The following is a 24,502-nucleotide window of genomic DNA, read 5'->3' as shown; positions in this document are numbered from 1 at the left end:
ACTCGGCGATCCAGATGAGCGCCATCTTGGCGATGCCGGAGACGAAGGCAAGGCCGATGCCGAGCAGGCCGACCGGGCCACACGCTGTGCCGCTGTCGTTGTCTTCAGGTCGTGGGCACCAGCACCACAGGGCAGTGGGAGTGGTGCAGAAGGACATGCCCGAACGGGCCGAGTGGTGGACCGAGTCGGCCCGCGCGCCGGTGCGTGCCGATGATGACTACGTCGGCCTCGCAGGTAGCCGCCAGCAGGGCATGAGCCGGGCCGGTGCGCACCGTGCGGCTGTCGACCTCGACTCCGGGGTACTCCTCCCGCAGCCGGGCCAAACTGAAGCGCGGCACGGCTTCGTCCGCACGGTCGCTCTGGGCCCGGCGCTGCCGGACAGGACTCGTCGCGGCCACCAGCGAGGCCGGTTCCGGTGTGGTGTGCGGGTGTGTCGCGGAGTGCACGACACGCAGCCGGACCCCACGCCGGGACGCCTCCTGGAAGGCATGAGCAGCCGCGGCCTCATCGGCGTCGCTCTCCAGGCCGAGCAGCACCTCGCGCCCCTCGTCGCGAGGGTGATCCCCGCGGACGACCAGCAACGGACCGTGGACGTGCGCGGCCAGGCGCCAGCTCACGGAGCCCGCCAGCAGGCCGGAGACACCGCCGAACCCCCGGGTGCCCACAGCGGTGAGAGCCGCGCTCTCGCTTTCCCGTGCCAACACCCGCACGGCGCCGCCCTCCACGGCCCTGGCCTCCACCGGCAGTCCGGGATGACGCTCGTGCACCCGCGAGACTGCCGACGCCAGCACCGGCCCCGCCTCGTCCCAGTCGGCCACGGCGTAGACGACGCGCAACGCGGCGCCGCGGCGCACCGCCTCCTCGGCGGCCCGGTCCAAGGCCCGTACGGCGACCAGTGAACCGTCCACTCCAACAACCACATGACGCTCCGTCATTGTCCTGTTCCCTTCTGCTCCAAGGAAACGCTCGTCGTCCGCGGGCGCTGCGGGCAGAGGCCGTCGGAACCCGATGGCGTGCCGTACGGCCCCATGTCGTCGGGCCGTACGGCCCCGGCCGACGACAGACAACGGGAAGGAGGAGGAAGACCTTCAGGCGGGCAGATCCACCCCATACAGCGTTCGTCCGCCGACGAGCTCCCGTCCGGTGACAAGTTCGGCCTCGATGCGGACGAAGACCTCCGGCGGCGCGGGCACCCAGGAGACAGGGCCGGTGCGGGCCAGGCGTTCATGCTCGGCCGGGTCGGTCACCACGGTGGCCGTACCCGTGACGACAACGCTCCAGCCGGAGTGGTGGGCCGCATCGACGTCGTCGGCCTCGAAGGCGACCACCGCGCCGTCGATCGCGCGGACCAGTTCCGAGGCTGTTGAGGTGCGCAGCAGGATCGCGTCGTCGCCGTCCAGGGCGAAGTTGACCGGCAGCACGGCGGGCAGGGCGCGGCGCGTGTAGACGATGCGGCCGATGGGCGCCTTGGCCATCAGCCGCAGGCACTCCTGCCGCCCGAGTTCGCGGTAACCGTCATTGGAATCCATCAGCCGACCTGTCTCTCACCTGGTACAGCGGCATTGCGTTCTTCCACCCTGCATCGGAGCAGGCCCCAGGATGAGGGGCCATGAGTCCCGTCCGAGACGGAGAGCGGCCCGCGCACCACCACAGTCGATGGGCCGCACGGCAGGCCTGTCCGCGGTGTTCGGCAATGCGCGGCAGGCTCGCTACTCAGACAGGCCGTACGAGCACTCGGGCGGTTCCCGTTCCGTAGTCGCGCGTGCCGGGAAACCGATGTGCGCCACGGTTCGCGTATCGCTGCGATGGCGGGAGAAGAACTTCTTCTGGAGCCCCACGCCCTTCGCGCCGGCGGCTCTCAGCCGACGGTCAGGTCGGAGCGCACGAGGGTCCCCGACCGCCCGTGGACGATCTCGTACGCGGCGTCGAGGGCGCCGATGGCGGCCAGACCGCCCGTGCGTTCGACGAACCGGGCGGCGGCCTCCGTCTTGGGGCCCATCGAGTCCTCGGGGAAGCCGCCGCGCCGCAGATCGTCGGGGGTGACGTCGGTGACGGACTGCTGGTGCCGGGTGCCGTAGTCGGCGTAGACGTTCGGCACGTCGGTGAGGATGAGCAGGAAGTCGGCCTTGAGTTCCTCGGCGAGCAGGGCGGCCGTGAGGTCCTTGTCCACGACCGCCTCGACGCCGGTCAGCGCGCCGGTGTCGTGGTCGGCGGTGACGGGAACGCCCCCGCCGCCGGCGCAGATGACCAGCACGCCGCAGGTGAGCAGGTCGTGGATGGTCTCGGTCTCCACGATCCCCTGGGGCGCGGGCGAGGCGACGACCTGGCGCCACCCGGTGGCGTCCTTGGCGAGGTGCCAGCCGCGCCTTCGCGCGAGGGAGTGGGCGACGTCCCGGGGATACACGGGGCCGACGGGCTTCGTGGGCCGAGCGAACGCCGGATCGTCGCCCCGTACCAGGGTGTGGGTGACGAGTGCGGCGATCTTGCGTCCGGGAAGCGTGTCGTGCAGGGCCCGGACCAGCAGCGATCCGATCAGGCCCTCGGTCTGGGCGCCGAGCAGGTCGAGCGGGAAGGGGGCGGTCAGGACGGGGTCGGCCGCGCTCTCCATGGCGAGCAGGCCGATCTGCGGCTCGTTGCCATGAGTGATGACGATCTCGTGTTCCAGGGCGAGGGCGGCGACTGCGGTGGCCACCCGGTCGACGTTCGCCTGCTGTACGGCCGCGTCGGGGCGATCACCCCGGCGCAGCAGGGCGTTGCCGCCGAGGGCGATGACGATGCGCACTGTTCTGTCCTCCAGAGTGACGGCCGGCACGGCCTTCATGGTGTGCAACCCAGTTGTTGATGAGCTCCGGCCCGTCGAGGTGGTCGGGCGGCGCCGGTCGGAGCACCGTGGGGGCCGGTTCAGGTGTGCGGTACGACGGCGACGGGGCAGCCGACATGGTGCAGCGCCGCGTGCGTCACGGGACCGATGTGCGTGCCGAGGTGACCGTCCCGGATGCGGCGTCCCACGACGACGAGGGAAGCGCCGGACGACGCGCGCACCAGTGCGGTGGCCGCCCTGCCTTCGGAGACGGTCTCGGTCACGGAGATCTCGGGGAACTTCTCGCACCACGGACGCAGCGTCGAGACGACGGCGCGTTCCTGTGCCGCAAGCAGTTCCGGCCCCGTCCCCCTGACCGCGGGCAGGTCGGCGCCGTCGGCCGACGGAACGGTGAAGGCGTGGATCACGCGCAGTGCGGCGCCGTAGCGCCCGGCGGCCTCGAAGGCGAACTCGATCAGCTCGTCGCAGGGGCGCCGGGTGTCCAGCCCCAGGACGACATCGCGGTACGGGGTCCCGGGAATCTCCTCCGGTGAGACACCGTCGGACACCGGAAGGTGTTCGTCGGCGGCGGCCTCGCCCGCCCGGACGAGCACCACGGGGCGCACCGACCTGGCGACGACCCGCTGGGACACGGATCCGACCACGAAGCCCGCGACACCGCCGAGCCCGCGGGACCCCAGCACCAGCGACTCCGCCTCCGCCGGCGCGGCGAGCAGGGCGTCGACCGCGGAGCCGGACACCAACTGCTCCACGATCCGCAGCCCTGGGTGTGCGGCCCGGACGCTGCCGGCCGCTCGGTCCAGGGTCTGCTGGGCCCACTCGCGCTCGCTCGTGCCCATGGGTACGGAGGCGGCAGGGCGGGGATGCCGGGTCCACGCGTGCACCAGCCTCAACGAGGCTCCGCGGCGCAGGGCTTCCCTGGCCGCCCAGTGTGCGGCCGCGAGGCTCTCGGTGGAACCGTCGACTCCTGCGGTGACGTGCTGAACCATGATGCCTGCCTCCTCCGGTTGAGCCTGTCTGCTCTTCTGGGTCGAGCGGCGTCCAGGAGCGGCCTCGAGCGCTGGGCTCCGGACGGGGCGGCGGCGCGAGTCGCTCAACAGGTTGTCTCTCGTCTTCATCGAACCGCCCGGCCCGTTCCCGGCCCAGGGGCCCAAGGGCTCTCATGGGGTACCGGACGGCCCGGCGATGGGGCCGGGTGGCCCATGGACCAGGAGCAGGCACGGGAACACGCTGGACATAGCAGGTTCGTACGCCCTGACTGGAGGCACGCCATGAACGCTCCCGCCACGGCCGGCATGCTGCGGGCACTGCCGGCCGAGCACCGTAACCGGTTGATGTGCTTCGCCCGGGAGGTGTCGTTCCCGCAGGGCACCCGCCTCTTCGAGGAAGGCGGCAAGGCGGATCGGTTCTGGATCATCCGGACCGGCACCGTCGCCCTGGACATGCGCGTGCCCGGCCGCTCCGCGGCTGTCATCGAGACCCTCGACCACAACCAACTCCTCGGCTGGTCCTGGCTGTTCGCGCCGCACAGCTGGCATCTGGGCGCCGAGGCGACCAGCCCGGTGCGGGCATACGAGTTCGACGCCACCGCGATCCGCTCGATGTGCCGGGACGACCCCGCGCTCGGCGCGAGCGTCGCCCTGTGGGTCGGGAACGTCCTCGCCCACCGCCTGCGCTCGTCCCGCACCCGGCTGCTGGACCTGTACGCCCCCTACGGCAGCGGCAGCCTCCTGTGAACGCGCCGAGTCGAAGTGACAGCGCCGATGGAGGCGTCATGCACGGCGGCCCGCACATCGTCAGCGACGTCATGACCCAGACCGTCGCCGCCATCGGCAGGGGCGCCTCCTTCAAGGAGATCGTGCGGATGATGCACGACTGGAAGGTCAGCGCCCTGCCCGTACTGGAGGGCGAGGGCCGCGTCGTCGGGGTGGTGTCCGAGGCCGACCTGCTGCCCAAGGAGGAGTTCCGCGACAGCGACCCCGACCGGTACACCCAGTTGCGCCGCCTGTCCGACCTCGCGAAGGCCGGCGCGGTGACCGCAGGGGAGCTGATGACCTCGCCGGCCCTCACCGTCCACGCGAACGCGACGCTCGCCCAGGCCGCGCGGGCCATGGCCCACGCGAAGGTCAAGAGGCTGCCCGTCGTCGACGACCTGGGCATGCTGCAGGGCATCGTCAGCCGCGCCGACCTGCTCAAGGTGTTCCTGCGCGAGGACGAGGACATCGCGGAGGAGGTCCGTCGCGAGGTGGTGTCGTACCTCTTCCCCGCTCCGGCGTCGGCCGCACGCGTCTCGGTACGGGACGGTGTCGTGACGCTCGGCGGCCGTATCCGGGATGCGTCACTGGTGCCCGTGGCAGCACGGCTGATCCGAGCCGTCGAGGGCGTCGTGGACGTGGAGTTCGACGTCTCCGAGCACGGCCGTTCCTCTGAGTCGGCCCCTGCCCCGTCGAGTCACGGCGGCGAGGACGCCGCACCGTCGTGATCCAGCAGCTGTGTGCCAGGCCGCCCGGGCAGCGCGCGGGGGGCTCCGGCGGTTGCCGCAATCGATGTCGCCGCTCTACTCAGGCCCCGGTGCCGGGCACCGGGGCCTGAGTAGAGCGGATGACCCGCCCTATGTAGGCGTCAGCTCGTCGGCGACACGTGCCGCCCACGTCTCGATCGCGGTGAAGTCGCGGAAGTCCCCGCCTTTTCCATTGCGGAGGATCATCCGTGCGACCCATCCCTTCGCGCCCTCCTCCAGGCATCCCCCGAAGGTGACGTGGTCCCTGACGTCGAGCTCGACCATGGCCTTCCTCACCCCGGGAACGGGCGGGATCTCCCGCTCCGAGGCCGAGGCGTCGAGCGGGCCGCTGCTGAACAGCCACAGCGGGCGTTCGGCCAAGTCGTGGCGGTGCCGGCGGAGGAACCGGCGCGCGTCCTTCTGCCAGCGCCCGGCGTACAGTCCGCCGCCGACCACCACCGCGTCGTACGCCGTCACAGTCGGGACGGCCTGGGCCGGAAGGGCCTCGACCGTCAGCCCGCTCTTGCGCAGGACGTCGGCGATGGTTTCGGCGATCTGTGCCGTCGATCCGTTGGTGGTTCCGTAGGTGACCAACACGGTGCCGGTCATGGCGGTACGCCTCCTCTCACATCTTGCGCAGCCAGTCGTCGGCCACGCCGTGCAGTGCCTGCTCCTGGGGGTGCAGGCGTGTGTCGTCCAGTCGGTAGGTGAGCTTGTCGACCACGCCGACCACGCCGTCGATCCGCGCGATCATCGACAGGGCGATCACCGTCTCGCTCTTGCGTTCCATGTGGCCGGTGAGCGTGACGACGCCCTGCACGACGGACACGTCGACGCTGCGGGGCGGAAGCCACAGGGTGCGCCCCAGTACGTCCTCGATCACCTCGTCGCGGATGTCCCCGTCAGGCCGGAGGAACACCTGGAGCAGGTCGCGGCGGGTGACGATGCCGACCAGCCGGTCCGCCTCGTCGAGCACCGGCAGGCGTTCCACCTGACGCTGGGCCATGGTGCGGGCGGCCTCGACGATGGTGTCGTCGGCGTGGGCGGTGACGGGCGGCTCGGTCATGAGCTGCCCGGCGGTGCGGGCGTGCGCCTTCGCTGTCTGCCGCCGGGCGCCGCGTGTCACCCCGGGGAATGCGAGGCGACGGCGCGGTTCGTACGGTCCTGGGGTGGCCGCCTGGCGTGCCACCAGGTCCGTTTCGGAGATGACGCCGATGACCTTGTCGTCCTCGTCGACCACCGGCAGCCCGCTGATCCGGTGGGCCGCGAGCAGCCTGGCGACCTCCTTGAACGGGGTGCCGTAGGTGGCGCGGACGACGTCCGTGGTCATCACGGAGCCGACCTTGTTGTGCCTCATGTCCGTTCCTTCCTCAGCGGAGTCGGCGCAGATAGGGGTCCTGGGGCCTGCACGGCACCAGGCGGATCCGCGCGTCCAGCACGGTGACACCGCCCGGTGTCGCGAGGACCGGGTTGAAGTCGGTCTCGGCGAGCTGTGGCAGGTCCGCCGCCATGCGGGACAGCCGCAACAGCAACTGCTCGAGCTCCCCGAGGTCGACGGGGCCGCTGCCCTGCGCGCCGAACAGGAGCGGGGCGCAGCGCGGGGAGGTGATCAGGTCGTGCACGTCGTGGTCGCTGAGCGGGGCGAGCCGGGCCGCATGGTCGGCGAGTACCTCGGTTGCCGTACCGCCGAGGCCGAACAGGACGAGCGGCCCGAAGACCTCGTCCTGGACGACGCCGGCGAACAGCTCGGTGCCACGGGCGGCGAGCGGCTGCAGCACGACGCCGGTCGTCAACCCGGCGAAGCGCGTCTCCAAGTCCCGGTAGGCAGCGCGGACTTGGGAGTCGCCGCGCAGGTCGAGGTGGACGGCGTGCTGCCGGCTCTTGTGCACAAGGCCGGGCCAGTGGGCCTTCATGACCACCCGGCCGTCGAAGCCGCGCAGCCGGTCCGCGGCCAGGACCGCGTCGTCCTCGGTCTCGGCCCAGGCCCACGGGATCTGCGGGATGCCGTAGCAGGACAGGAGGTCGGCGCAGGTACGCGGGTCCAGCCAGCCGCCGTCGGGGTGCGCGGCGAGGTAGGTCTCGACGACGGTGCGGGCTCGGTCCGTCTCGATGCCGTCGAGGTCGGGGACGGTCCCGGCGGGGCGGGCGAGCCAGGCCGCGCGGCGGGTTGCGTGGGCCAACGCTCGTGCCGCCGCCTGGGGTTCGGCGTACGACGGGACGGTGCCGTCGTCCGTTGCGGGCAACAGCTCGACGGGCAGGCCCTGTTCGAGCCGTACCGCGACGATCGGCTTCGCCCTTCGGCCGGGTCCGCTGGTGAGGGCCCGGACGAGGTCGTCACCGGTCGCAGCGGCGACCGCCGTGGGGACCAGGGCCACGAGGACGGCGTCGACACCGCCGTACCGCATGATCCGGTCCAGACAGTCGGTGAGCTGTTCCTCCGTGACGGCGGCGGTGGTGTCGACCGGGTTGCCCACCGCGGCCCCGTCCGGCAGTACGGCGAGCAGGTCGTCGACCAGTGCCGGTGCGGGCGCTGGGAGCGACAGTCCGGCTTCGGCGCAGGCGTCGGCCGCGAGGACACCGGCGCCGCCCGCGTTGGTGATGATCGCCACCCGTGCGCCCTGGGGCAGCGGCTGGGAGTGCAACAGGGCGGCGGCCTCCAGGAGTTCGCCGACCGAGCGGGTCGCGGTGATGCCCGCCTGGGTGAACAGGGCCTGGCGGGTCATGGTGCGGGTGGCGGCGGCTGCCGTGTGCGAGGCGGCGGCGCGACGGCCCGCGTCGGTACGCCCGGCGTCGACGGTCAGCAGCGGCATCCGGCGCGTCACGCGCCGAGCGGTACGGGAGAAGGCGCGCGGGTTGCCGAAGGACTCCAGGTGCAGCAGGGCGAGGCCGGTGCGGCCGTCGCTCTCCCACCACTGGAGCATGTCGTTGCCGCTGACGTCGAACTTGTCGCCCAGCGAGGCGAAGGACGACACACCGATCCCGAGCCGCGACAGCCCGTCCAGCAGGGCGATGCCGACACCGCCCGACTGCACCGCGACACCCGCGGTGCCGGGGCGCGGATGTCCGGCGGCGAACGTGGCGTCCAGGGTCAGCTGCGGGTCGGTGTTGGAGATACCGAGGCAGTTGGGGCCGACGAGGCGCATGCCGTACGAACGGCAGGTCGCCAGCAGCGCCTGCGCCTGATCCGCGTCCAGGCCCGTAGTGACGACGAGGAGGGCGCGTACGCCCGCCTTCCCGCACGCCTCGGCGGTCTCCGGGACCGCGGCGGCGGGTACGGCGAGCACCGCGAGGTCAGGTGTCCTGGGCAGGGCGCTGACCGACGGGTAGGACGGCACGCCGATAATCGCGTGCGCGGCGGGGTTCACCGCGAACAGGCGCCCGGTGTAGCCACCCGCGTGCAGCTGGTGCAGGATCGCCCGGCCGACCGAACCCGGCTTGCGCCCGGCGCCTATGACGGCTACCACCTTCGGCCGCAGCAGCGGCTCCAGGCTGGCGACGTCGGCGGCCCGGCCACGTTCCTCCACGGCCGTGAGGTAGCTGTCGCTCTGGTCGAGGGCGATGCTGCAGCGCACCTCCGGGCCCTCGAAGCGGCGGGTCGTGCGCAGACCGAGGTCGGCGAAGAGCTTGAGCACCGCGTGGTTCTCACTGAGCGCGTCGGCCGTGAAGGCCTTGATGCCCTCCGCACGGGCGGCCGAGACGAGGTGCTCGACGAGCAGGGTGCCCACGCCCCGGTGGTGCAGCCCGTCGGCGACGGCGATGGACACTTCGGCCGCGTCCGTCTCGTCCCCGGAGTCCCCGGCGTCCCCGGCGTCGTACTCGGCAAGGCCGACCACCTGGCCCTGCGTCTCGGCCAGCAGCGCCCGGTAGCCGCTGCGGGCCGGAGCACAGGCCCGGTCGGCGGCCAGATGGGCGGACCGGTGGCTCACCGCGAAGAACCTCAGGCGCAGGTTCTCCGGCGACATCTCCTCGTACAGCCCCTCCAACTGGTCGTGGTCGCCCGCCACCACGGAACGGATGCACACGGTGGTGCCGTCCGCGAGCAGGGCGTGGACGGGGGGTCGGTCGGTCAGGTGGTGCGCCATCTCGGGATCCTCCAAGCCTCTTGTCACTTCGAGCATCCGGCGGATCAGGAGGTTGTCCCATGGGCTGTCCGGGGGCGACGTGGGGGCCGATAGGCCCCAGATCACACTGGTCGTCCCCGACCCGCATGCGGGAGGCACGCCTGACGGCGCACGTTCAGGTGCGCTGGTCACCTTCGTCACGCCTGCTGCGGTACGACGGCGACGGGGCAGTCGGAGTGGTGCAGCGCCGCGTGGGCGACCCGGCCGAGCTGGAGCCCGAAATGCCCCTCACGGCGCCGGGCACCGACGACCAGCAGGTCGGCCTCGTGCGAGGCGGCCAGGAGCACCCGGCGGGCATGACCCTCGACGGTACGCCGACGCACCTCGATGTCCGCCGGGACGTCCCGCAACGCCGCTTCCAGTTGCTCGGCCGCCCGTTCCTCGTGCAGGCGGGCGGGTTCGCCGGAGATGAGCGGGTGGTCGGTGGACTCATGCGCGGGGCACCGCCACGCGCGCACGGCCTCCAGAGTCACCCCACGCCGCCGTGCCTCCGCGACGGCGAATCCGACGGCTGCCGACTCCTTGACGTCCTCGCCGACGCCCACGACGACGCGGCGGTGCACCGGGGGCGTCGCCCGGTTGTCGTGGCTGCCGCGCAGCACGATCACCGGGCAGTCGGCACGGGCGGCGACGGCCAGGCTGACGGAGCCGAGCAGCATCTCGGCGATGCCGCTGCGGCCGCGGGTGCCCACGACCAACGCCGAGGCGTGCCGCCCTTCGCGGACCAGGGCGTACTCCGGCTCCTCGAACACCACGTCCGCGGTCACCTTCAGGTCAGGATGCCGGACACGTGCCCGCTCGGCGGCGGCGCCGACAACGTCCTGGGCCAGCGGCAGAGCGGTCGGCCTGCCGATGTCCCGGGCGAGTGCGGCACCCTCGTACCGCTCCCACAGACAGGCGTACACCAGCCGCAACGGCACCCCGCGCAGCACGGCCTCGTCCGCCGCCCAGTCGACGGCCCGCAGGCTCGGCTCGGAACCGTCCACGCCCACGACCAAAGGCCCACCGAGGGCTCGTTCCACCGCTGTGTTCATGATCCCACTCCTTCAGAGGGTGCGTTCAGTCGTGCGCGACGACGGCGACGGGGGCGGTGGCGTGGTGCAGTACCGCGTGCGTGACGGATCCGATGTGGACGCCGATCGGGCTGCGGCGGATCGGCGGCCGACGACGACCAGCGATGCGTCATGGGAGGCGTCGATGACGTGGTGGGCAGGGCTTCCGGACCGGGACTCCTCGACGACCTCGACATCCGGGTACTTCCGCCGCCAGGGGCGCAGCACCTCGCTCAGCGCGGCAGCCTCCTGTCGGCCCAGTTCGGCGTTGAGCTCGGGGTCGGCGGGCACGCCGTAGGCGGAGTAGGGCGGTAGGTTCCAGCCGTGCACGACCCTCAGCGAGGTACCGCGGCGGGCGGCCTCGTCGAAGGCGAAAGCGAGCACCGCGTCATCGGGGCGGCCGGTGTCGATGCCGAGCACCACCGGCCGGTACGCGGTCGCGGCGGACGGGATGCCCGCGGGACCTGCCTCGTGCTCGTCGGCGGCCTGCTCTCCGGCCCGCACCAGGACGACGGGGATCTCCGTGTCCGCGATCACGGCCATGCCCACGGATCCGACGAGGAATCCCCCGATCCCGCTCAGGCCGCGCGAGCCGAGGACCAGCAACTCGGCGCCCTTCGCCGCCACGGCAAGAGCATCCGCCGGCCTGCCGGGAATCTGCTCCGTGTCCACGTGCACGCCGGGATGGCGCATGCGCAGTTCCTCGGCCGTCTCACGCGGAATGCGCTCCCTCCAGTGCGCTGGCGTCTCGGCCCCGAGCAGCGGGGCCTGTGCCATGGGCTCCGGGACGGGTTCCCAGACGTGCACCAGCCGCAGCGGCAGTCCGCGCAGCTTCGCCTCGCGGGCCGCCCTCCCCCACTGCCCGAAAGGCGTGGGAGGTGCCCCCATGGCGGCGGCGCGGCTCTCGGTCGAGCCGTCGAGGCCCACGGTGACGTTGCGGGACATGGTGTCCACCTCCTGGTCGGCTTTCCGACTCCAGGGTGGCGACGAGATGAGACGGGGTGCAGAGACCGCAGGTCCCCGGTCGGGGGCCGACCGGCCCCATGGCCGTTCGGCATCTCCCGGCCATCCAGCGGCCCGGAGAATCATGAGACCCTTCGGCCCGAGGAGGATCATGTCCCAGAGTTCGGTCGGCAGTGCTCCGATGTGGCGCCGGCTCGTCCCCGGGCTCGCCGCGCTGCTCGGCTATCGGCGCTCGTGGCTGAAGGGCGACGTCCTGGCCGGGGTGACGGTGGCCGCTTATGCCGTGCCCCAGGTGATGGCGTACGCGGGCGTGGCCGGCCTGCCGCCGGTCGCAGGACTGTGGGCCATCCTGCCCGCCTTCGCCCTGTACGCCCTGCTGGGCTCCTCCCGCCTTCTGTCGGTCGGCCCCGAGTCGACGACCGCGCTGATGACGGCGACAGTGGTCGGTCCGTTGGCCGCCGGAGATCCGGCGCACTACGCGACGCTGGCGGCCACGCTCGCGATCGCGGTCGGCCTGTTGTGTGTGGTGGCCTGGGCGGCGCGCCTCGGCTTCGTCGCGGACCTGTTGTCCCGGCCGGTGCTGATCGGGTATCTGGCGGGCGTCGCACTGATCATGATCGTGGACCAGCTCCCCAAACTCACCGGTGTCCGGACGACGGGCTCAGCCTTCTTCCCCCAACTCTGGTCGTTTGCAGGGCACTTGTCGCGGCTTCACCTGGCCACGCTGTTGTTCGCCGTCGCAGCGCTCGCGGTCCTCTTCACGGTGGCCCACTTCTTCCGCACCGTCCCCGGACCCCTGCTCGCCGTGGTGTTCGGCACGGCCGCCGTGTCCGTCTTCGACCTCGACGGCCGCTACGGCATCAAGGTGATCGGTGACGTCCCCTCGGGCCTGCCCACCGTGGCCGTGCCGGACATGACCGAGTTGCCGCACCTGGTGCTCCCCGCCTTGGGCGTGCTCCTGGTCGGCTACACGGATTTCATCCTCACCGCGCGGGCCTTCACCAAGCACGAGGAAGGGGAATCCGGGCTCGACCCCAACCAGGAGTTCCTCGCAATGGGCGCCGCCAACCTCGGCGCGGGCACGCTGCACGGCTTCCCGGTCAGCAGCAGTGCCAGCCGTACCGCGCTGGCCTCCTCGGCCGGCGGTCGCAGCCAGGGGTACTCGCTGGTGGCCGGCGCGGCCGTCCTGTCGGTCCTGCTCTTCCTGAGCCCCCTGCTGTCCCGCACGCCAACGGCAGTCCTCGGCGCGCTCGTCGTCTATGCGGCGGTTCGCATGATCGACCTGGCGGGCTTCCGACGGCTGGCGTCCTTCCGCCGCCGGGAACTCCTCCTGGCGCTCGGCTGCCTGGCAGGGGTTCTCGCGCTCGACATCCTGTACGGCGTGCTGGTCGCCGTCGGTCTGTCCGTGGCCGAACTGCTCACCCGGGTGGCCCGCCCGCACGACGCCGTCGAGGGCCTGGTACCCGGCGTGGCCGGCATGCACGACATCGACGACTACCCGCAGGCCCGCACCATCCCCGGCCTGCTCGTCTACCGCTACGACTCCCCTCTCTTCTTCGCCAACGCCGAGAACTTCCGTCGCCGGGCCCTGGCCGCCGTCGACGAACAGAGGGAACCGGTCCGCTGGTTCGTCCTCAATACCGAGGCCAATGTGGAGGTCGACATCACCGCTCTGGACGCGGTCGACGAACTCCGCCGCGAGCTCACGCACCGCGGCATCGTCTTCGCCCTCGCCCGCGTCAAGCAGGAGCTGCTGGACGACCTGACGGCGTACGGTTTGGCGGGCACCGTCGGCAGCGAGCGGATCTTCCCGACCCTCCCGACGGCCGTGACTGCTTACCGGACGTGGAGCCGCGAGCAGTAGTTCGGTGGTAGCGCCACGCGCTTCACGGCCAGGGGCGAGCCCTGGTCCAGCACGACAACGACAGGTGACGACCAGCGGACCCCCTGCCAAAGCAGCGGCAAGTCGACCGCTCGCCGGGGACCCGCCCACGGTCCGGAGCGCTGTGTCGGCGCCGACCAGTCATCACATACCTATCGGACCGGAAAACCCGCGCTCGCCCGGGTACGCGAGGCAGGCGTTCGCCGGTGTCGCCACCGGGGCGGACACCGTGCCCGCCTGCCGGCCCCGCCGGACTCGGCAGGTCGCAACCATGCCGTCGCCGCGCGGCTCACTCACCGCCGAACAGGTACCGCACCGCTGTCTGGGTGAGGTGTCGGACGAACACGTCGGTGTCGGCGGCGGGAGCTGCGAAGTCGGGGCCGTAGCCGACCCTCATCATGAGAGAGGCGAAGACCGTGCTGAAGCAGAGGCGTACCGCCGTTTCGGGGTCGGGATGTGTGATCTCGTGCGCGGCGCCGAGGACCACGGCGGTGAACCGGTCCGCCATCTGCGCGGTGTAGGAACGGGCCCGGCGGTAGACCTCCGCGTGCGCTCCGCTGAGCAGCACCATCGGCTTGAGGAACGCCGCGTGACGCTCGAAGATCCCGGCGAACTCGGCGACGGCCTCGCCCACCAGCGTGTGCGCGTCGAGGCCGGCCCAGCGCTCCTCGCGATCGAAGACCTGTTCGTCGACGCGGATGCGGCTGAGACCGTGCTCGTAGACGGCGAGGAAGAGCGCCTCCTTGCTGGTCGTACGGTCGTAGATGGCCCGTGGGGCGACCTTGGCGCGCTCACAGACGGCCGCGATGGTGAAAGCCTCGTACCCGCCCTCCTCGATGATCGCGGCGCCCGCCTCGAGGATGCGGGTCCATGCCTGCCGGGTCCGTTCCTGGCGCGGCGGACGTATCGCGAGCTCGTTGTTCCTGTCCGTGGATGTCACCACGCCATTCTCCCCGTGAATCGCCGGCATCCGGCTTGCCGATAGGCCGCGGAAACCCCTCCGCGCCCATTGACAGCGCCCCATCGTGAGTCGGATGCTTCCCGCTAATCGTAGCGCGTACTACGGTTTTTCCGCAGCCTCATCACCACTCAAAGGAGAGTCCGCTGTGACGCAGGCGACCTTGCCCGTACCCACCTCCGACGTCGACCTGTTCGCCGACGAGACGTTGCACGACCCGTACCCGGCTCTCCGCCGACTTCGGGAAGCCGGCCCGGCGGTACGGCTGACCACGTACGACGCATGGGTCCTCCCCCGCTACGACCACGTCCGCGCGGCCCTGGCCGACCACGAACGGTTCTCGTCCGCGCAGGGTGTGGGCTACGAGGACCAGTTCAACGCCCCGATGAGGGGAAGCGTGCTGGCCAGCAACCCGCCGGACCACACCCGGCTTCGGGCGGTGCTGTCCGACAGGCTCGCCCCCAAAGCCCTTGCCAAGCTCCGGACGCGGATCGCCGAGCTCGCGGACGACCTCGTCGCCGGCGCCGTGGCCAAGGGTGATTTCGATGCCGTGGCGGATCTTGCCGCGGTGTTCCCCGTGACCGTGGTCGCCGACCTGATCGGGCTCGCCGAGGAAGCAAGGGGTCCGCTGCTGTCGTTCGCGGACGCGGCGTTCAACACCTTCGGCCCGTTCAACGCCCGCGCCCAGGCGTCCCTCCCCTTCATCGGCCAGATGTTCGAGTATCTGAACACGGTGATGGTGCCGGAGAACCTCCGCCCGGACGGCTGGGCCGCCGCGGTCTACCAGGCCGCGGACCGGGGAGAAATCGAGCCGACCTCCGTGGTGCCCCTACTGTCCGCCTACGTGGTCGCGAGCATGGACACCACCATCAACGGCATCGGCAACACGATCCTCCTCTTCGCCCGCCATCCCGAGGCATACCAGGAGGTACGCGCGGACCCGGCGCTCCTCGGACCGGCGTTCGAGGAGTCGCTGCGGCTGGAGTCGCCCGCACAGGGCTTCTTCCGGCGCACCACCCAGCCGGTGGACATCGAGGGCATCACCATCCCCGCCGACACCAAAGTCCTGCTGTCCTGGGCCTCGGCCAACCGGGACGAACGCAAGTGGGAGCGCCCCGAGGAGTTTCTCGTCCGCCGCAACCCGGTCGACCACGTCGGTTTCGGCTACGGCGTCCACGGCTGCGCCGGCCAGGGGCTGGCCCGTGTGGAGGCGCAGGCGGTGCTCGGCGCGCTGGTGCGGCACACGTCGTCGATCGAGCTCGCGGGCGAGCCGGTCCGCAAGCTCAACAACGTGATCAGGGGCCTGGCCTCGCTCCCCGTCACGGTACGCGCGGAAGGGAAGTGAGATGTCGAGGATCGTGGTGGACTTCGACCGTTGCGAGGGCCACGGGCTGTGTGAGCAGACCGCGCCCGACGTGTTCCGGCTCGACGACGAGGGCGAACTGCACCTGACCCACGAGGAGGTGGCCCCTGAGCACGAGAGCACCGTCGCCGCCGCCGTACGGGTCTGCCCAGTCGCGGCCCTGAAGGTCCAGTCGTGAAGCGGATCGTCGTGGTCGGCGGGTCCATTGCCGCGCTGACGGCAGCGGAGAGCCTGCTGGCAGAGGGGTTCGACGGACAGGTGACCGTCCTGTCCGACGAACCTCACCCGCCCTACTCGCGGGTCCCGCTGTCCAAGGGCGTCCTCGCCGGCCGGGAACCCGTGGAATCGGCCCTGCTTCCCCCTCCGGCCGAGGGCATCGACTTCCGCCCCAAGGCACGGGCCGTACGACTGGACGTTCACGGTCGTGCGGTGACACTGACCGACGGCACCCGGGTGCCGTACGACGGGCTGGTCGTCGCCACCGGCGCCCGGGCCCGTCGCCTGACCGGCCGCGACGATCTGGCGCTGCGCACCCTGGACGACGCTTCGGCCCTCGCTTCCCGGCTTGCCGTCGCCCGAAGTGCGATCGTGCTGGGCGGCGGATTCCTCGGCATGGAGATCGCCACGACCTGCCGCGCCCTGGGCCTGGACGTCACGGTGGTCGACCTCGTCCCGCCGTTGCTCAGGCTCCTCGGACCCTGGCTGGCCGATCTCGCCGTCACGGCCGCGCGGGATCACGGCATACGTGTCCGGGTCGCGCCGGACGGCGTCGACGTCCTGGGTGAACACCGCGTGCGCTGTGGCGAGTCGGTCCTGGAGGCCGACGTGATCGTGTGCGCGGTCGGAGACGTACCGAACACCGAGTGGCTGAAGGACTCCGGCCTGCCCCTGGACGCCGGCGGCGGCCTCGTCGCCGACGCGTGCTGCCGTGTCGCGCCGGGCGTGGTGGCCGCCGGGGACGTCGTGTCCCGGCAGGGACGCCGGACTCCGCACTGGACCAACGCGGTCGAGCAGGGCCGGGTGGCCGCGGCCGGCCTGCTGCACGGCGCGTCGGCCCGGTCCTACCGACCGGACCCGTACTTCTGGACCGAGCAGTCCGGACTCGACATCAAGATCAGCGGCGAACTGCCCCTGACCGGGACCCCCGAAGTCCTCGCGGGCTCGGTGAACGACCGCAGTGCGCTGCTGAGGTGGCGGAATGACGGAGGCACGGCCACAGCCGTCGCGGTCAATCACCGCCTCCCCGTCATCAAACTCAAGCGGCTCGGAGCCGGAGTACCCGACGCTCGCACGCCCCGGCATCGTCCCGTCCTCGGCCACTCCTCCTGATACGCCTGCCTGGCGGATCACCACCGACGTGTCCCTGATACGTGAAGGAAGCTGACCACGGCTCCCTCCTGGTGAATCCGGTCAAGCCGCGCCTGCTGCAAGGAACTCGTACTGCAGTCCGCGCGCGCCGAGGCCGACCTGACCGGTCAGGTCGGACAGGTCGGACAGGTCGGCCAGTTCCGGCAGGGTGTGGGGACGCTCGGGGGCGGCCTGGATCGCCTCCGCCACCCTGCGGAACGAGCGCGGCAGAGCGGCCTGGCGCGGCCTGCGTCAGTGTGTAGCTGTAGAAATGGGCGTGGGCCGGCAGCAGGCCGGAGATCAGGCTGCGCTGAAGCAGCTGCTGGTCCATGGCCGCCCCCGCGGTCCAGTTGGGCCCTGCTCCAGACGACCGAAGCGGACGTAGCCGATGGTCACGTGCTCGAGGTCGACGGCTGACAGCCGCGGTCGGCGCATGAACGGCGAGCTGTTCTGTCCAACGGCTCAAGCCCGGCGGCGTGATAGTGCCGGCGGTCTTCTTTGTCACCGCGGCCCAGTCCCCGTGCGACCACGAGGAGCCCGGACTCTGCCCTCCGGGAGACAGCCGCCCGTCGACGGAAACGGTCAACAGGGCGACCGTCAGGTAAAGCTCACGTTCACGCAGGTGCGCCTCGCTCCCTCCGGACACCGGAGGGGACGTCCGCCGCAGACCTCAGGTCAATCACCTCGCGGCGGGCGCACGGCAACCTCGGGCGGCTCAGGCCGGGTTGCGGCCGATGAAGAACTCGCGGAACGGGTCCATGCTCGGTTCGAGGCCGGCGTCGACGAGGCCCTTGCGCAGGGCGTTCATCTGGGCGTCGTGGATGCGCTGGGTCGGCATGCGCAGCGGGCCGCCGTTGTAACCCTGGAGCCAGCCCTGGAACTTCCACGCCTGGCGGTTGATGAATGCGCCGCCGTGCAGGGCCGGAGCGAGGCCCCCCTTGATCTTGCGGGCCGGGTGGAGCTGCCAGTAGATGTCGGCGGCGTCGTCGTACTTGCCCTCCCGCAGGAGCTGGAAGACGCGCGGGATCATCGGGCCGTAGTACTCGTGGTCACTGGTGGCGGAGAACTGGAGCGGCATGATCTGCGACAGCGGGATCAACTCCCCCTCGATGGGCATCGAGATGACGACCTCGTCACCGAAGTGACGGTGGCACTCGATGACGCTCTGGATGCTGGGGAAGCCGCCCTCGGCCTTGATGGCGACGATGTTGGGGCAGTCGTCGAGCAGGCGCCGGATCAGGCGCACGGGGATGTCGGAGGGGTGGATGCGCGGACTGAAGCCCCACAGGTACATCGGGAAGAGCATGACGCCGAGGTTCGTCGCGTCGCAGACGGCCTTGGTGTAGTCGTAGATCTCCTGCTCGGACTCGGGGTAGAAGTTCGGCGGGTACGACAGCAGCACCAGTTCGGCGCCAGCCTCCTCCGCGCCCTTCACGGCCTCGATGTTCTGCTCCAGGTTGTTCCAGCTGGCGTGGTGGGTGAGCAGCAGCCTCTCGCCCGCCTCGTCCTTGATGATGCGCAGGAAGTCCAGGTACTCGGGGAGCTGGATGGAGACCTCCGAGACACCGAGGGTGCCCATGAAGCCGTGCTCGATGGCGAGGCGGGTGTCGTGGCGGATCGCCTTCTCGTTGATCGCCGTCAGGTCGGCCGTGAAGGACGGGATCGTGCAGTTGACGACGCCGACGAGATTCTCGCGCGCCCAGTCGCGGGCTTCGGCGCGGGTGTAGCGGGCCATGGTGTGCTCCTTGTGGGGTGATCAGCTGGGTTCGGGGGCGGAGGTGGGGGTCTTCGCGCCTTCCCAGGCGAGGTACTTGAGCTCCAGGAACTCGTCGAGGCCGTAGACCGAGCCCTCGCGGCCGACGCCGGACTGCTTGACCCCGCCGAACGGGGCTGTCTCGTTGGAGATCAGGCCGGTGTTGATGCCGACCATGCCCGCCTCCAGGGCGGCGGCGACGCGCCAGATGCGCTCGGCGTCCTTGGCGAACAGGTAGGCGGCCAGGCCGAATTCGGTGTCGTTGGCCATGCGCACCGCGTCGCTCTCGTGGGTGAACCGCACCAACGGCGTCACCGGTCCGAAGGTCTCCTCGCGGGTGACGGCCATCTCGGCGGTGACGCCGGTCAGCACGGTCGGCTCGTAGAAGAGGCCGCCACGCGCGTGGCGCCTGCCGCCGTGCAGGATCACGGCCCCGTGGGCGACGGCGTCGGCGACGTGGGATTCCACCTTGGCCACCGCGTCCTCGTCGATGAGCGGGCCCTGTTGGACGCCCTCGTCGAAGCCGTCACCGACGGCAAGAGCGCCGACCCGTTCGGCGAGTCTCTTCGCGAACGCGTCGTGGATTCCGTCCTGTACGTAGACGCGGTTGGCGCTGATGCACGCCTGGCCGGTGTTGCGGTACTTGGTGGCGATCAGGCCCTCGACCGCCTCGTCGAGGTCGGCGTCGTCGAAGACGAGGACGGGGGCGTTGCCGCCGAGTTCCATCGATGTCTTCTTCACGGTCTGCGCCGCCTGGGCCAGCAGCAGCCGGCCGACCTCGGTGGAACCCGTGAAGGTGATCTTGCGTACCAGTGGGTTGCCCGTCAGCTCGGGGCCGATCTCGCGCGGATCGCCGGTGACCACGTTGAACACGCCCGCCGGGATGCCCGCCCGGTCGGCGAGTTCGGCGAGCGCCAGGGCGGTCAACGGGGTCTGCTCGGCGGGCTTGAGGACCATCGTGCAGCCCGCGGCGAGCGCGGGCCCCGCCTTGCGGGTGATCATCGCCGCGGGGAAGTTCCACGGGGTGATCGCCGCGCACACACCGACGGGCTCCTTCAGGACGACGATCCTGCGCGAGGCCTCCGGCGCCTCCATGACGTCACCCCGGATACGCTTGGCCTCCTCGGCGAACCACTCCAGGAACGACGCCGCGTACGCGACCTCGCCGACGGCCTCCGCATACGGCTTGCCCTCCTCGAGCACGATCAGCCGGGCGAGGTCCTGCGCATGCTCGGTGACCAGGTCGAACCAGCGCCGCAGGAGCCGGGACCGCTCCTTGGCCGGGCGTGCTCGCCAGGCCGGAAGGGCGCGGTGCGCCGCCTCGATCGCCGCGGTGGTCCGCTCCCGGTCGAGGAGCGGCACTTCGGCCAGCAGGTCTCCGGTGGACGGGTTGTGTACGGCGAGGGTGACGTCGGTGGTGATCCAGGTGCCGTCGACGTACGCGGCGCTCTTCAGCAGCGACGGGTCGTCGAGTTCTCTGCGCACGGCGTTGCTCACGGGGTCGCTCACTTCGAGACGGGGGAGATGGTGACGGGCAGTTCGGTGCCCAGGGACAGTTCGGCGGCCCGCCGCACGCACATCGCGGCGACGGCGAGGTCCTGCGCCGCCGAGCCGACGGACTTGTAGATCACGACCGCGTCCGGGTCCTCGGCCGGTCGGCCGGGCGCGCGGCCGGAGACGACGTCGGCGAGCGGGACCACCTTTCCGGCGAGGTCGACGCCCGCCTTCCTCGCCGCGATCAGGTCTCCCGTGTCCTCGGTGACCTCGTCGGCCATGTCGGCGACGATCACCTCGGCGCGAGCGATCACCTCGGTCGCCAGTTCGCGCTGCTCGGGAAGGGTGGAACCGATCGACACGACGGTCACGCCGGCCGGAACCTCCCGCAGGGTCGGCTGCTCGTCGCGGGAGCGGGCCGCGCAGATCACCAGGTCGCTATCGGCGACGGCCGCCTCGGCGCTCTCCGCGCCGACGAGCGGCAGCCCGAGGTCGGCGAGTTCCCCGGTGAAGCGGGTGCGGCTGGCCGGGTTGGGGCTGAACACCGTTACGGACGACAGCGTGCGCGTCGCCGCCAGGGCACGGACATGGTTCTGCGCCTCGAAGCCGGACCCGATCACGGCTACCCGCAGGGGGCCGGCAGGGGCGAGCAGGTCGGCGGCGAGTGCCGAGGTGGCCGCGGTACGGAAACCCGTGATGGAGTGGCCGTCCAGGAGCGCCGTCAGCTCCATGCTGTCCTGGTCGAACAACGGGATCAGATACGAGGCGCGCCGGTGCCGGGGTGAAGCGGCGATCAACTTCGCCCCCATGGGGCCGCCGTCACCGGGCACACCGCTGAGCGTGCGCAGCCACAGGCCGTCTCCGCGAGCCATCGTGCGGGCAGGGAAGCGGGACTCGTCAGGCGGTGCGGCGTAGGCGCTGTGCAGGGCCGTGATGGCGTCGGCCCAGTCGAAGGCGGCTCTGACGTCGGCGTCGGTGAGAAAGACGGTCATCTCGGGGCTCCGTGCGGGATGAAAGGACGAGGGGAATCAGCAGGTGGCCGTGACGGCGTCGGTGTGCAGCGGCGCGCCGGTGCGGGCGCGAATGTCCTCGACGGCGACCCCGGGTGCCGTCTCGACGAGCGCGAGGCCGGTCGGCGTGACGTCCAGGACGCCGAGGTCGGTGATGACGCGATGGACGCAGCGCTCGCCGGTCAGCGGCAGAGAGCATTCCCCGACGATCTTGGGGGTGCCGTCCTTGGCGGTGTGGTCCATCAGGACGATGACACGCCGGGCGCCGTGAACGAGGTCCATGGCGCCGCCCATGCCCTTGACCATCTTTCCGGGAATCATCCAGTTGGCCAGGTCGCCCGTGGCCGACACTTGCATGGCGCCCAGGACGGCGGTGTCGATGTGCCCGCCGCGGATCATCCCGAAGGACAGCGCGGAGTCGAAGAAGGAGGCGCCGGGCAGCACCGTGACGGTCTCCTTGCCGGCGTTGATCAGGTCGGGGTCGACCTCGTCCTCGGTGGGGTACGGCCCGGTGCCGAGGATGCCGTTCTCGGAGTGCAGCACGACATGCACGCCGGCCGGCAGATGGCCGGGGATCAGCGTCGGCAGGCCGATGCCCAGGTTCACGTAGGAGCCGTCGGTGAGTTCGGCGGCGGCGCGGGCGGCCATCTGGTCGCGGGTCCAGGCCATCAGGTACCTACCGTTCCTCGTGTCGGAGACGCGGAGATCGAAAGCCGCTCGACCGGCTTGTCGGCTGCCTCTTCAGCGGTGAGGGCCACGACCCGCTGGACGAAGATGCCGGGCAGGTGCACCTCGTCGGGACGCAGCTCGCCCGGCTCCACGAGCTCCTCCACCTCGGCGACGGTGATGCGGCCGGCCATCGCGGCGAGCGGGTTGAAGTTGGCGGCGGACCTACGGAAGACGAGGTTGCCGTGCCGGTCGCCGCGCCAGGCCCGTACGAGGGCGAAGTCGGTGTTGATGCCGTGCTCCAGGACGTGGGTACGGCCGTCGAAGTCCCGGGTCTCCTTTGACGGCGAGGCCACGACGACCGTGCCGTCGGCCGCGTACCGCCAGGGCAGTCCGCCCCGCTCCACCTGGGTGCCGACGCCGGCCGGGGTGTAGAAGGCGGGGATGCCCGCGCCGCCCGCGCGCAGGCGTTCGGCCAGCGTGCCCTGCGGCACCAGCTCCACCTCCAGCTCGCCCGACAGGTACTGGCGGGCGAACTCCTTGTTCTCGCCGACGTAGGAGCCGGTCACCCGGGCGATACGGCCCGCGGCAAGCAGAACGCCGAGGCCACGGCCGTCGACCCCGCAGTTGTTGGAGACGACCTTCAGACCGTCCGCACCCTGTGCGTACAGGGCACGGACGAGGACTTCGGGTACACCGCTGAGGCCGAAGCCCCCGACGGCCAGCGAGGCGCCGTCCGTGATGTCGGCGACCGCCTCCGCGGCGCCGGCGCTGACCTTGTTCACTTGCGATGGTCCTTTCTGGTGACGGCACGGCACAGGGTGTCGGTCATGGCGTCTCCGGTCGCAGGGCGTCCGAGACGGACTTGACTCCGCCGTGCGCGGTGAGGCCGCCGTCGACGGGGATCTCCGCGCCGGTGATGAACGACGACTCGTCCGACAGCAGGAAGACGATCAGTGGGGCGACCTCGTCGACGGTGCCGGTGCGGCCGAGCGGGGTCTCGCGGATGTTGGCCTCGCGGAAGGCGGGGGCGGCGGAGGCGGTCATCTCGGTCTCGATGTAGCCGGGGTGGATCGTGTTGACGCGGATTCCGCGCGGTCCGAGTTCCAGCGCGGCCGCCTTGGACAGCCCGCGCAGGCCCCACTTGCTGGCGGTGTACGCCACCGGGTAGTGGGCGGTGAGCGCGGCGGAGGAGCCGACGTTGACGACCGAGGCGCCGGGCGGCATGAGCGGGGCGAGGTGCTGGATGCCGAGCAGCGGGCCGGTGACGTTGACGGCGTGGACGCGGTCGAAGTCCTCGGGGCGTACGTCGCCGAGCCGGGCCCGCCAGGTGATGCCCGCGTTGTTGACCAGGCCGTGGACCTGCCCGTACGCCTCCTTCAACTCGGCAGCGAGATCGGCCCAGTCCTGCTCGCTGGTGACGTCGAGACGGCGGCAGCCAGGCGCCTCGGTCACATCGGTGGCGATCACCCGAGCGCCCTCGCGGGTCAGTGCCTCGGCCTCGGCGGCACCCTGGCCGCGAGCCGCGCCGGTGACCACGACCACCCTGCCCAGCAGCCTCTTGGAGCACAGGTCCGTCATGGCCGCTCCCGGCTGCGGCGCCGGCCGGCCGGCAGGGGCACGGGATCGACCCCGGGAATGACTGTGTTGGTGAGCGTGCCGATGCCCTCGACGGTGAGCGAGACGGTGTCGCCGGGCCCCAGCGGCGGCGGGGTCCGCTCGCCCCGCAGCCCCCACAGCTCGGCGAGGCAGCCGCCGTTCCCGCACGTGCCGGAGCCCAGGACGTCACCCGGCACGACCCGGGTGCCACGGGAGGCGTAGGCGACCATCTCCTCGAACGTCCAGCTCATGTTGGACAGCAGGTCCTTGCCGACCACCTGCCCGTTGACCTCGGCGGTCAGGGCCAGCCGAAGAAAGCCCTCCGCGTCCCGGTACGGCTCCAGTTCGTCGGCGGTGACCAGGTACGGGCCGAGGGTGGTGGCCGTGTCCTTGCCCTTGCAGGGGCCGAGGCCGACCTTCATCTCGGCGGACTGGAGGTCGCGCGCGGACCAGTCGTTGAAGACCGTGTAGCCGACGATGTGCTCACGCGCCTGCTCGGGGGTGAGGTCGCGGCCCTCGCGGCCGATGACGGCGGCGACTTCGAGTTCGAAGTCCAACACCTGGGACCCCGGCGGCATGGGGATGTCGTCGTACGGCCCGTACACGGCGTGGGGGTTGGTGAAGTAGAACGTCGGCGCCGCGTACCAGGCGTCCGGCACGCCACTCGCCCCGTCCACCGAGCGCCGTACGCCCTCGACATGCTCCTCGAAGGTGACGAAGTCACGTACGGAGGCCGGCAACAGCGGCGAAAGCAGTCGCACCTCGGAGACGTGGGGTCCGGCCGGGACATCCAGGGCCGTGGCTCCCGCCTCCAAGAGGGCGCCGCCTGTGATCAGTTCGGTGAGTGTGCGCCGGCCGGGGACCGGGTGGAGGTGGCCGTCCTCGCCGACGACGGCCACCTGGCGCTGGTGTCGGTGCTCGTACGCGGCGAAACGCATGTGCGTGCTCCAGGCTCTGGGATACGAGGTTCTCG

General features: G+C 71.3%; 23 protein-coding genes and 1 pseudogene. 6 read left to right on the top strand and 18 right to left on the bottom strand.

Annotated elements, in window-relative coordinates; translation table 11 throughout:
* Positions 1-104 precede the first annotated feature (104 nt).
* The 4 genes from BFN33_RS13480 to BFN33_RS13465 all read right to left on the bottom strand — a co-directional run bounded on the left by BFN33_RS13480 (position 105) and on the right by BFN33_RS13465 (position 3,810).
* Positions 105-935 carry a universal stress protein gene (locus tag BFN33_RS13480; RefSeq protein WP_176742376.1) on the bottom strand — a complete coding sequence of 277 codons (831 nt, stop codon included), beginning with the start codon at positions 933-935 and terminating at the stop codon, positions 105-107.
* 153 nt (positions 936-1,088) lie between these two features.
* Complete coding sequence (locus tag BFN33_RS13475; RefSeq protein WP_069760182.1) at positions 1,089-1,529, bottom strand: pyridoxamine 5'-phosphate oxidase family protein; 441 nt, start codon at positions 1,527-1,529, stop codon at positions 1,089-1,091.
* A 329-nt stretch (positions 1,530-1,858) separates the two neighbouring features.
* Positions 1,859-2,782 carry a carbamate kinase gene (locus BFN33_RS13470; protein WP_069760282.1) on the bottom strand — a complete coding sequence of 308 codons (924 nt, stop codon included), beginning with the start codon at positions 2,780-2,782 and terminating at the stop codon, positions 1,859-1,861.
* 119 nt (positions 2,783-2,901) lie between these two features.
* Positions 2,902-3,810 carry a universal stress protein gene (locus BFN33_RS13465; protein ID WP_069760181.1) on the bottom strand — a complete coding sequence of 303 codons (909 nt, stop codon included), beginning with the start codon at positions 3,808-3,810 and terminating at the stop codon, positions 2,902-2,904.
* A gap of 282 nt (positions 3,811-4,092) precedes the next feature.
* Here BFN33_RS13465 and BFN33_RS13460 point away from each other — a divergent pair, with 282 nt between their 5' ends.
* Both BFN33_RS13460 and BFN33_RS13455 read left to right on the top strand, forming a co-directional pair.
* Positions 4,093-4,557: a Crp/Fnr family transcriptional regulator gene (locus BFN33_RS13460; protein WP_069760180.1), complete on the top strand. Its 465-nt coding sequence runs from the start codon at positions 4,093-4,095 to the stop codon at positions 4,555-4,557.
* 38 nt (positions 4,558-4,595) lie between these two features.
* Positions 4,596-5,303 (top strand): CBS domain-containing protein, encoded by a 708-nt coding sequence (locus BFN33_RS13455; RefSeq protein ID WP_069760179.1) that lies wholly within the window; start codon positions 4,596-4,598, stop codon positions 5,301-5,303.
* A gap of 129 nt (positions 5,304-5,432) precedes the next feature.
* Here the strand turns inward: BFN33_RS13455 and BFN33_RS13450 are convergent, their stop codons facing one another.
* From BFN33_RS13450 to BFN33_RS13430, 5 genes and pseudogenes are all read right to left on the bottom strand, one after another.
* Entirely contained in the window at positions 5,433-5,930 is a 498-nt protein-coding gene (locus tag BFN33_RS13450) for a flavodoxin domain-containing protein (protein ID WP_069760178.1), read from the bottom strand.
* A gap of 16 nt (positions 5,931-5,946) precedes the next feature.
* A complete protein-coding gene (locus BFN33_RS13445; RefSeq protein WP_069760177.1) occupies positions 5,947-6,678 on the bottom strand; it encodes a CBS domain-containing protein in 732 nt (243 codons plus the stop codon).
* Between the two features lie 13 nt (positions 6,679-6,691).
* Positions 6,692-9,403 carry a bifunctional GNAT family N-acetyltransferase/acetate--CoA ligase family protein gene (locus BFN33_RS13440; RefSeq protein ID WP_069760176.1) on the bottom strand — a complete coding sequence of 904 codons (2,712 nt, stop codon included), beginning with the start codon at positions 9,401-9,403 and terminating at the stop codon, positions 6,692-6,694.
* A 176-nt stretch (positions 9,404-9,579) separates the two neighbouring features.
* Positions 9,580-10,476 (bottom strand): universal stress protein, encoded by an 897-nt coding sequence (locus BFN33_RS13435; protein ID WP_069760175.1) that lies wholly within the window; start codon positions 10,474-10,476, stop codon positions 9,580-9,582.
* 25 nt (positions 10,477-10,501) lie between these two features.
* Positions 10,502-11,439, bottom strand: a pseudogene (locus BFN33_RS13430) (universal stress protein).
* A 169-nt stretch (positions 11,440-11,608) separates the two neighbouring features.
* On the opposite strand from BFN33_RS13430, the gene BFN33_RS13425 reads away from it, so the two are divergent.
* The gene (locus BFN33_RS13425) at positions 11,609-13,321 is read left to right on the top strand and encodes a SulP family inorganic anion transporter (RefSeq protein WP_069760174.1); all 1,713 of its coding nucleotides are present in this window, start codon (positions 11,609-11,611) and stop codon (positions 13,319-13,321) included.
* Between the two features lie 307 nt (positions 13,322-13,628).
* Here BFN33_RS13425 and BFN33_RS13420 read toward each other — a convergent pair whose 3' ends face one another.
* A complete protein-coding gene (locus BFN33_RS13420; protein ID WP_256122742.1) occupies positions 13,629-14,279 on the bottom strand; it encodes a TetR/AcrR family transcriptional regulator in 651 nt (216 codons plus the stop codon).
* 166 nt (positions 14,280-14,445) lie between these two features.
* Between BFN33_RS13420 and BFN33_RS13415 the strand changes: the two genes are divergently transcribed.
* From BFN33_RS13415 to BFN33_RS13405, 3 genes are read left to right on the top strand one after another with little or no spacing between them, the layout of a single operon-like run.
* Complete coding sequence (locus BFN33_RS13415) at positions 14,446-15,642, top strand: cytochrome P450 (RefSeq protein WP_069760172.1); 1,197 nt, start codon at positions 14,446-14,448, stop codon at positions 15,640-15,642.
* Position 15,643: 1 nt separating this feature from the next.
* On the top strand, positions 15,644-15,838 hold the full coding sequence (locus BFN33_RS13410; protein ID WP_069760171.1) for a ferredoxin: 195 nt from the start codon (positions 15,644-15,646) through the stop codon (positions 15,836-15,838).
* Positions 15,835-16,989, top strand: a complete 1,155-nt coding sequence (locus tag BFN33_RS13405) for an NAD(P)/FAD-dependent oxidoreductase (RefSeq protein ID WP_069760170.1) — start codon at positions 15,835-15,837, stop codon at positions 16,987-16,989. The genes BFN33_RS13410 and BFN33_RS13405 overlap by 4 nt, the downstream gene beginning before the upstream one ends.
* An 81-nt stretch (positions 16,990-17,070) precedes the next feature.
* Here the strand turns inward: BFN33_RS13405 and BFN33_RS53145 are convergent, their stop codons facing one another.
* The 8 genes from BFN33_RS53145 to BFN33_RS13370 all read right to left on the bottom strand — a co-directional run bounded on the left by BFN33_RS53145 (position 17,071) and on the right by BFN33_RS13370 (position 24,467).
* Positions 17,071-17,217, bottom strand: coding sequence for a hypothetical protein (locus BFN33_RS53145; protein ID WP_176742375.1), 147 nt, complete (start codon positions 17,215-17,217; stop codon positions 17,071-17,073).
* 505 nt (positions 17,218-17,722) lie between these two features.
* Complete coding sequence (locus BFN33_RS13400) at positions 17,723-18,742, bottom strand: dihydrodipicolinate synthase family protein (protein WP_069760169.1); 1,020 nt, start codon at positions 18,740-18,742, stop codon at positions 17,723-17,725.
* Between the two features lie 21 nt (positions 18,743-18,763).
* Positions 18,764-20,257, bottom strand: coding sequence for an NAD-dependent succinate-semialdehyde dehydrogenase (locus BFN33_RS13395; protein WP_079140802.1), 1,494 nt, complete (start codon positions 20,255-20,257; stop codon positions 18,764-18,766).
* A gap of 8 nt (positions 20,258-20,265) precedes the next feature.
* On the bottom strand, positions 20,266-21,246 hold the full coding sequence (locus tag BFN33_RS13390; protein WP_069760168.1) for an ornithine cyclodeaminase family protein: 981 nt from the start codon (positions 21,244-21,246) through the stop codon (positions 20,266-20,268).
* Positions 21,247-21,282: 36 nt separating this feature from the next.
* Positions 21,283-21,933 carry a CoA transferase subunit B gene (locus tag BFN33_RS13385; RefSeq protein WP_069760167.1) on the bottom strand — a complete coding sequence of 217 codons (651 nt, stop codon included), beginning with the start codon at positions 21,931-21,933 and terminating at the stop codon, positions 21,283-21,285.
* Positions 21,933-22,715, bottom strand: a complete 783-nt coding sequence (locus tag BFN33_RS13380) for a CoA transferase subunit A (protein WP_069760166.1) — start codon at positions 22,713-22,715, stop codon at positions 21,933-21,935. The genes BFN33_RS13385 and BFN33_RS13380 overlap by 1 nt, the downstream gene beginning before the upstream one ends.
* A 43-nt stretch (positions 22,716-22,758) precedes the next feature.
* Positions 22,759-23,511 carry an SDR family NAD(P)-dependent oxidoreductase gene (locus tag BFN33_RS13375; protein WP_069760165.1) on the bottom strand — a complete coding sequence of 251 codons (753 nt, stop codon included), beginning with the start codon at positions 23,509-23,511 and terminating at the stop codon, positions 22,759-22,761.
* Entirely contained in the window at positions 23,508-24,467 is a 960-nt protein-coding gene (locus BFN33_RS13370) for a fumarylacetoacetate hydrolase family protein (protein ID WP_069760164.1), read from the bottom strand. The genes BFN33_RS13375 and BFN33_RS13370 overlap by 4 nt, the downstream gene beginning before the upstream one ends.
* Between the last annotated feature and the right edge of the window lie 35 nt (positions 24,468-24,502).

Origin of the sequence: Streptomyces sp. LUP47B (genome assembly GCF_001746295.1) — a bacterium.
Lineage (GTDB): Bacteria > Actinomycetota > Actinomycetes > Streptomycetales > Streptomycetaceae > Streptomyces.
Note: the sequence above shows the minus strand (reverse complement) of the source record. Positions and strands in the feature narration are given on the sequence as shown.

Excerpts from the sequence above, each read along its gene's own strand:
- BFN33_RS13455 (WP_069760179.1), top strand. The coding sequence starts at position 4,596 with ATGCACGGCGGCCCGCACATCGTCAGCGACGTCATGACCCAGACCGTC.
- BFN33_RS13440 (WP_069760176.1), bottom strand. The coding sequence starts at position 9,403 with ATGGCGCACCACCTGACCGACCGACCCCCCGTCCACGCCCTGCTCGCG.
- BFN33_RS13465 (WP_069760181.1), bottom strand. The coding sequence starts at position 3,810 with ATGGTTCAGCACGTCACCGCAGGAGTCGACGGTTCCACCGAGAGCCTC.
- BFN33_RS13435 (WP_069760175.1), bottom strand. The coding sequence starts at position 10,476 with ATGAACACAGCGGTGGAACGAGCCCTCGGTGGGCCTTTGGTCGTGGGC.
- BFN33_RS13450 (WP_069760178.1), bottom strand. The coding sequence starts at position 5,930 with ATGACCGGCACCGTGTTGGTCACCTACGGAACCACCAACGGATCGACG.
- BFN33_RS13400 (WP_069760169.1), bottom strand. The coding sequence starts at position 18,742 with ATGGCCCGCTACACCCGCGCCGAAGCCCGCGACTGGGCGCGCGAGAAT.
- BFN33_RS13370 (WP_069760164.1), bottom strand. The coding sequence starts at position 24,467 with ATGCGTTTCGCCGCGTACGAGCACCGACACCAGCGCCAGGTGGCCGTC.
- BFN33_RS13480 (WP_176742376.1), bottom strand. The coding sequence starts at position 935 with ATGACGGAGCGTCATGTGGTTGTTGGAGTGGACGGTTCACTGGTCGCC.
- BFN33_RS13475 (WP_069760182.1), bottom strand. The coding sequence starts at position 1,529 with ATGGATTCCAATGACGGTTACCGCGAACTCGGGCGGCAGGAGTGCCTG.
- BFN33_RS13390 (WP_069760168.1), bottom strand. The coding sequence starts at position 21,246 with ATGACCGTCTTTCTCACCGACGCCGACGTCAGAGCCGCCTTCGACTGG.
- BFN33_RS13445 (WP_069760177.1), bottom strand. The coding sequence starts at position 6,678 with ATGAGGCACAACAAGGTCGGCTCCGTGATGACCACGGACGTCGTCCGC.
- BFN33_RS13410 (WP_069760171.1), top strand. The coding sequence starts at position 15,644 with ATGTCGAGGATCGTGGTGGACTTCGACCGTTGCGAGGGCCACGGGCTG.
- BFN33_RS13425 (WP_069760174.1), top strand. The coding sequence starts at position 11,609 with ATGTCCCAGAGTTCGGTCGGCAGTGCTCCGATGTGGCGCCGGCTCGTC.
- BFN33_RS13460 (WP_069760180.1), top strand. The coding sequence starts at position 4,093 with ATGAACGCTCCCGCCACGGCCGGCATGCTGCGGGCACTGCCGGCCGAG.
- BFN33_RS13375 (WP_069760165.1), bottom strand. The coding sequence starts at position 23,511 with ATGACGGACCTGTGCTCCAAGAGGCTGCTGGGCAGGGTGGTCGTGGTC.
- BFN33_RS13385 (WP_069760167.1), bottom strand. The coding sequence starts at position 21,933 with ATGGCCTGGACCCGCGACCAGATGGCCGCCCGCGCCGCCGCCGAACTC.